Origin of the sequence: Lamprobacter sp., assembly GCF_034860625.1 — a bacterium.
Classification (GTDB): domain Bacteria; phylum Pseudomonadota; class Gammaproteobacteria; order Chromatiales; family Chromatiaceae; genus Lamprobacter.
In genome coordinates, this window is record NZ_JAYESN010000212.1 from 1 (window position 1) to 5,372 (window position 5,372).

7 protein-coding genes and 1 pseudogene are annotated in these 5,372 nt (G+C 61.3%); 2 read left to right on the top strand and 6 right to left on the bottom strand.

The annotated features are described in order from the left end of the window. The 3 genes and pseudogenes from VBE63_RS24250 to VBE63_RS24260 all read right to left on the bottom strand — a co-directional run. A pseudogene (locus tag VBE63_RS24250) lies at positions 1-402 on the bottom strand (IS21 family transposase); the annotation flags it as partial. A 405-nt stretch (positions 403-807) separates the two neighbouring features. Next, the gene (locus VBE63_RS24255) at positions 808-1,272 is read right to left on the bottom strand and encodes a GNAT family N-acetyltransferase (RefSeq protein ID WP_323685587.1); all 465 of its coding nucleotides are present in this window, start codon (positions 1,270-1,272) and stop codon (positions 808-810) included. Positions 1,273-1,307: 35 nt separating this feature from the next. Next, a complete protein-coding gene (locus VBE63_RS24260; RefSeq protein ID WP_323685588.1) occupies positions 1,308-1,568 on the bottom strand; it encodes a DUF1778 domain-containing protein in 261 nt (86 codons plus the stop codon). A gap of 117 nt (positions 1,569-1,685) precedes the next feature. Here VBE63_RS24260 and VBE63_RS24265 point away from each other — a divergent pair, with 117 nt between their 5' ends. Beyond that, the gene (locus VBE63_RS24265) at positions 1,686-1,859 is read left to right on the top strand and encodes a hypothetical protein (RefSeq protein WP_323685589.1); all 174 of its coding nucleotides are present in this window, start codon (positions 1,686-1,688) and stop codon (positions 1,857-1,859) included. 84 nt (positions 1,860-1,943) lie between these two features. On the opposite strand, the gene VBE63_RS24270 is transcribed toward VBE63_RS24265, so the two are convergent. The 3 genes from VBE63_RS24270 to VBE63_RS24280 all read right to left on the bottom strand — a co-directional run bounded on the left by VBE63_RS24270 (position 1,944) and on the right by VBE63_RS24280 (position 3,885). Next, entirely contained in the window at positions 1,944-2,771 is an 828-nt protein-coding gene (locus VBE63_RS24270; RefSeq protein WP_323685590.1) for a DUF4143 domain-containing protein, read from the bottom strand. Beyond that, entirely contained in the window at positions 2,716-3,171 is a 456-nt protein-coding gene (locus VBE63_RS24275; RefSeq protein WP_323685591.1) for an ATP-binding protein, read from the bottom strand. Before VBE63_RS24275 ends, VBE63_RS24270 begins: the two co-directional genes overlap by 56 nt. Positions 3,172-3,495: 324 nt before the next feature. Further along, positions 3,496-3,885, bottom strand: coding sequence for a hypothetical protein (locus VBE63_RS24280; protein WP_323685592.1), 390 nt, complete (start codon positions 3,883-3,885; stop codon positions 3,496-3,498). A 158-nt stretch (positions 3,886-4,043) separates the two neighbouring features. Here VBE63_RS24280 and VBE63_RS24285 point away from each other — a divergent pair, with 158 nt between their 5' ends. Next, complete coding sequence (locus VBE63_RS24285; protein WP_323685593.1) at positions 4,044-5,207, top strand: IS66 family transposase; 1,164 nt, start codon at positions 4,044-4,046, stop codon at positions 5,205-5,207. The last annotated feature ends 165 nt before the right edge of the window (positions 5,208-5,372 follow it).

A 5,372-nucleotide genomic window follows, 5' to 3' on the forward strand; every position in this document is an offset into this window, starting at 1 on the left:
CTCGCCGGCGCGGTGCACTTGGCGCAGGCTGCGCTTCTGGCGCTTGACCCATTGGCGGTAGCGCTCGCAGAACTGGCTGTAGCGGTAGGCCTGGGCGCCGGCGGCCTCGGCGTACTCACTCCAGAGCAGCTGCAGGGTGACGCCTTTGCGCTTGAGCTCGGTGTGCAGCTGCGCGTGATCGGGCTCGAGATAGCGCGCCGAGCCGGTGCGCGGCGGATACAGGCGTGCCTGCAGGGCCGCTTCATCAAGACCGTCGGGCAGGGGCCAGCCGAGCCCCTGCGCCTGGGCCAGGCTGACGTATTTGTTGACCGCGCCCTTGGAGAGCCCCACGGCTCGGGCGATCTTGGCATGGCTGAGTTTGGCCTCGAACTTCAGCCTCAGGACTTCGGTGATCTTACGCATTGGACTCCTCTTGGTCGGCATGCTCTGCTCCGGTGGTTGCAAAAACCACAGACATGCCGAAAAGATTGAAGAAATCCAGCGCTCTACGATCGATTCCGGGGATCGTGACCGGCCATTCCGGGATCGTGACCGGTGATTCCGGAAAGACACCGGAAATCGGTCACGATCAATCGGAATTGGCGGTCACGTTCCGCCGGAATCCGCGGTCACGTTCGATCGGAATGAGCGGTCACGATGGGCCGGAATACGCAAGGTCGAAGCGCGGCTACTGCGCAACCCCGATCTGCCGAAGTGGGATATCCTGATCAAGCCCGACTGCTTGGTATAGATGTTTCTGTAAATCCCCTAAGACCAGAGCCGCACCTATGCCTACGGGATGCGCTAGAAGCGGGTGCGGGGCGTGGACTACCTGTTTCGCGAGTGCAACGGCAGCATGAGCGTCATGGGATTGGCCGGTGATGCGATAAAACCGTAGTGTGTGTAGAACTTGATAGCCGACTCGTTAAGGGCGTGCACCATCAGCGCACGCACACCGATCTGTTCAGCCACCGATACGGCGCGTTGCAAAGCGTCCTGCAGCAAGGCAGCGCCGATGTGTTGTCCCTGTAGGCGTTGGTCAACGGCCAGACGGGCGAGCACCAGAACCGGCACGGGATCTGGCATAGTGCGTCGTATCTTCCCGGGCGAGTTCTGATGCGACACCGTGCCGGCGGCTAAAGCGTCATAGGCCATGACATGACCCGTGTCACGGGTGACCACAAAGGTTCGGCTCGCTCCTGAAGTCTGGTTCGGCAGTGCCCGGTGTCTTAGCCACTCATCGAGCGAGGATTCACCGCAGGAAAAATCCCCAAACTGGTGTTCGGCCGACAACGGTTGCGGTCGCAACAGGCCTGGGCCATGTCGGCTCAATCCCAGGGTGCCTTGATCGCCATCAGCCGTTCCAGGCCCACATTGGGTGTCGGTGGTGCGTCGAGCAACGCGATGAATTGCTGAAATTTATCCGTATCAAGACTGAAAAAGATTCGGTCAAGCAGCACGGATTGGGCGCGCTCACAGGCGGCTTCTAGCATAAAGTCCGAGCGGTTCTTACCCAGCGCCGAAGCCGCCTGATCAATGAGATCTCGCTGCTCGGGCAGGGCTCTGAGGTTGATCGCAGCATCGCGCATGGCGGTATTCCTGTATATCGCTTAGATATACAAAGTATTGACGCTTTTTCTGGCTGATGTCAATCGGCGCTTTAGGTCCACCCCAAGAAGCCGCGCGATCTAGCACAAGCCTGCGCGATGGCGCAGCTGATTCGCGACGCGCTGCCGCAGTCTGCGTTCTCCGAGCCACTGATGGCCTTGCCGAAGGCGATCGCGAATGTGGCGTGGCTCGAATCCGCATGCGGACTCGCCGGACTCGCCGGTGCTAGAGCAGGGCGCCTAGATGAGGCGAGCGCTCGACCGAGTCGCTGAGACACCAGGGCAGCCAGTCGATCGGGGGCGGCACGGGGAGGGGCTGGGGTGGTGGACGGCTCATCGGCGATCAGCGGTCTTCGCTCAGGCCAACGCCTGAAGGGTCAAGCAGAGTTCGCGCAGACCAATGACCGTGATCCCGCCCGGTTTTCGGTAACGCTCCTCGCCACTGTAAACGAGCCAGGCCTGAGCGGGCTGGAGATCCTCGAGCGCGTGATGGAAGCCACGCTCCGGGGTCGGCGCGAGCCCGCGCTTGATCTCAATGGCCCAGGTCTCGCCGGTCGGCAATTCCAGCAACAGATCGATCTCGGCGCCGACCGCCGTGCGGTAAAAGCTCGCCTGGGTGCCATCCGGGGCGCAGCCGAGTAGGTTCTCGATCACAAAGCCTTCCCAACTGTTGCCCACCACCGGATGGCCGAGCAACGCCTCGTGATCCGGCAACCGCAACAGGGCATGCACCAAGCCGGCATCACGGATGTAGAGCTTGGGTGAGCGCACCAAGCGCTTGCCAACATTGGCGTGGTATGGCGCTAAGCGCCTCACCAGCAACAGATCAACCAACAGATCCAGATAACGGTTAACCGTGCGACCATCGAGCGCGAGCCCGCGGGCGAACTGCGCGGTATTGAGCAACCCGCCTTGATGATGAGCCAGCATGGTCCACAAACGGCGCAAGGTTTCCGCAGGGGTGCGGGCATCGAACTGTGGGATATCGCGTTCCAGATAGGTGCGAATGAACTGCTCGCGCCAGATCAGACTGGACCGATCGCTGCGGGCGAGGAAACTCTCGGGCAGGCCGCCGCGGACCCAGAGCGTCTCGCGCGCCTGCGGCGCGACCCCAACATAAAAGCACCGCCTAAAGAGCGCTGTAGAGCGTCTCGCGCGCCTGCGGCGCGACCTCCAGCACGTCAAAGGGTGTTAGCTCGACATAGGCGATCCGCCCCGCAAGGGTCTCGCTCGACTGAGCCAGCAGGTCGATCGAGGCCGAGCCGAGCAGCAGGAACTGGCCGGCCACGCGCCCCTGGCGCCGTCCCTGATCGATCAAACCGCGCAACGGTTGAAACAGCTGCGGGACACGCTGGATCTCATCGAGGATGACCAGCCGATCGGCATGACGGGAGAGGTAATCGACCGGGTCCGACAGCTTCTCGCGATCCGGTGGTGATTCGAGGTCGAGATAAAGACTGGGCCGCACGTCCTCGATGGCACGGGCCAAGGTGGTCTTGCCCACCTGCCGCGGACCCAGCAGCGCCACCGCGGGGAACTGGTCCAGGCGTTCATGCAGGAGGGTGCTGAGGTGACGCACTAACATCCTTGAAAAACTAACATCATCGTGTCGGTTTTACAATGTTAAGACTCGCTTCGATGGCCTCCTGTTGAGCGGCTTCACACGTGCGCGGGTGGTCCTTCTGCCGCGAGAGTCAGCAACTGATCGCTGCAGATCGGAGGTGCGATCAGCCAGCCCGAGCCACCGACGGGGATCGGGGGCAGGGCGCCGCCGGGATGGGGGAGCACTCTGCAGCACCCACCACTGTGTAGCGCTCGCTGACGGGTACTCGATGCCTCGCGCCCGCAGTGACATCCTGTCTGTGAAACGTTCCACGGCTTGGGCCAGGGCGGTTCGATTAGTAACTTCTCAATAAGTCATGGCAACCGGGAGCCGCTGCTGCGTTAACATGGCGACCAGACACCCACCTCCCTGCCCTGTGAACTCCCTGCCTGAGCTGCCATGATCGAACTCCCGCCCATTCCCGAGACCGAGCGCACAGCGCTGATCGAGGAGTTGGTGCGCCTGATCGAGACCTTGGCCGAGAAGACCCAGCAGCAGGCCGAGACCATCCAGCAACTGCGCGATGAGATCGCGAGGCTCAAGGGCGAGCAAGGCAAGCCGCGCTTCAAGCCCAGCGGGATGGAGCAGAAAGCCGGACAAGGCAATGAGCAGCAGGACGACGCGGACAAATCCCAAGGCACTCGCAAGCGCCCGGGCTCGAGCAAGCGCGCCAAAACTGCGCAGCTGAGCGTTCACGAAGACTGCCGCATCCCACCAAGTCAGCCACCCCCGCCGGGTTCACGCTTCAAGGGCTATCGCGACGTCGTGGTGCAAGATCTCAAGATTCAAGCGCAAACACCCGCTACCGCCTTGAGGTCTGGCAAACCCCGCAGGGCGAGTGGCTGTGCGGCGAATTGCCGAGCACCCTGCAGGGCGGGCACTTCGGCACCGGCCTGCGCGCCTATGTGCTCTACCAGTACCATCACTGTCACGTCACCCAGCCGTTGCTGCGTGAACAACTGCTTGAATGGGGCATCGACCTCTCGGTCGGGCAGATCGACGCCCTACTCAGTGGCCACAACGAGGCGTTCTTTGCCGAGAAGGACGACCTGCTCAAGGTCGGCCTCGCGGTCAGCCCCTGCATCACGGTCGATGACTCCGGCGCTCGCCATCAGGGCCGCAACGGTGACGTCACCCAGATCGGCAATGACCTCTTTGCCTGGTTCAGCAGCACCGACAGCAAGAGCCGGATCAACTTCCTCACCCTGCTGCAAGCCGGTGAGCCTCGCTACAACTGCAACGCAGAGGCCCTGACGTATTGGCACGAGCAGGGCCTTCCCCAAGCCAAGCGCGAGGCACTGATGGCCTCCCCGATCCGTGAACTCACCACCGTTAAAGCCTGGGATGAGCACCTGCATGCATTGGGGATCACCCAGGAGCGCCACCAGCGCATCGCCACCGAAGGCGCCTTGTTGGGAGGGCTCTTAGCCAACGGTCTCTCACGCGAGCTGGTCATCGTCAGCGACGGTGCTGGGCAATTCGCCATCCTGCTCCATGCCCTGTGCTGGGTACATGCCGAGCGGCTGATCCACACGCTCATCCCGCTCAATGCGCCGCAGCGCGCCGATCAACAGGGTGTGCGCGATCAGATCTGGACGCTCTATGCGGACCTCAAAGCGTATCAGCGTGACCCCGATCCCGCGGCCATCGCCCCACTGCGCGAGCGCTTCGAGGCGATCTTTACCCAAAAGACGTCCTTCGCCGCCCTCAACCAGACCTTGAAGCGGTTGCATCGCCACCAGAGCGAACTGCTGCTGGTGTTGCTGCGTCCAGACATCCCGCTGCATACCAACGGCAATGAGAACGACATCCGCGGCTACGTCAAATGGCGCAAGATCAGCGGCGGAACCCGTAGCGATCTCGGGCGACGCTGCCGCGATACCTTCGCTAGCTTGAAGAAGACTTGCCGCAAGTTGGGCATTTCCTTCTGGGACTATCTCAACGACCGCATTGAGCAGACCGGCATGATTCCGCCCTTGCCGGACATCGTCCGTGAGCGGGCTGCGGTCGTGCCGTGACTTATTGAGAAGTTACTTCGATCATCAGTGAATTCTTTATAAAACAAGGGCTTGGCCTTGAAAAGTTATAATTTGACGACACTCATAATAATAGACAGTAACTAAATCTTTATAATCAGTCAAATGAGAAAATTTAATTCGATCAAGATCAGAAACAAACGGCAA

Bases quoted from the DNA above. Each gene is read 5' to 3' on its own strand.
- VBE63_RS24265 (WP_323685589.1), top strand. From the start codon at position 1,686: ATGGCGCAGCTGATTCGCGACGCGCTGCCGCAGTCTGCGTTCTCCGAG.
- VBE63_RS24275 (WP_323685591.1), bottom strand. From the start codon at position 3,171: ATGTTAGTGCGTCACCTCAGCACCCTCCTGCATGAACGCCTGGACCAG.
- VBE63_RS24260 (WP_323685588.1), bottom strand. From the start codon at position 1,568: ATGCGCGATGCTGCGATCAACCTCAGAGCCCTGCCCGAGCAGCGAGAT.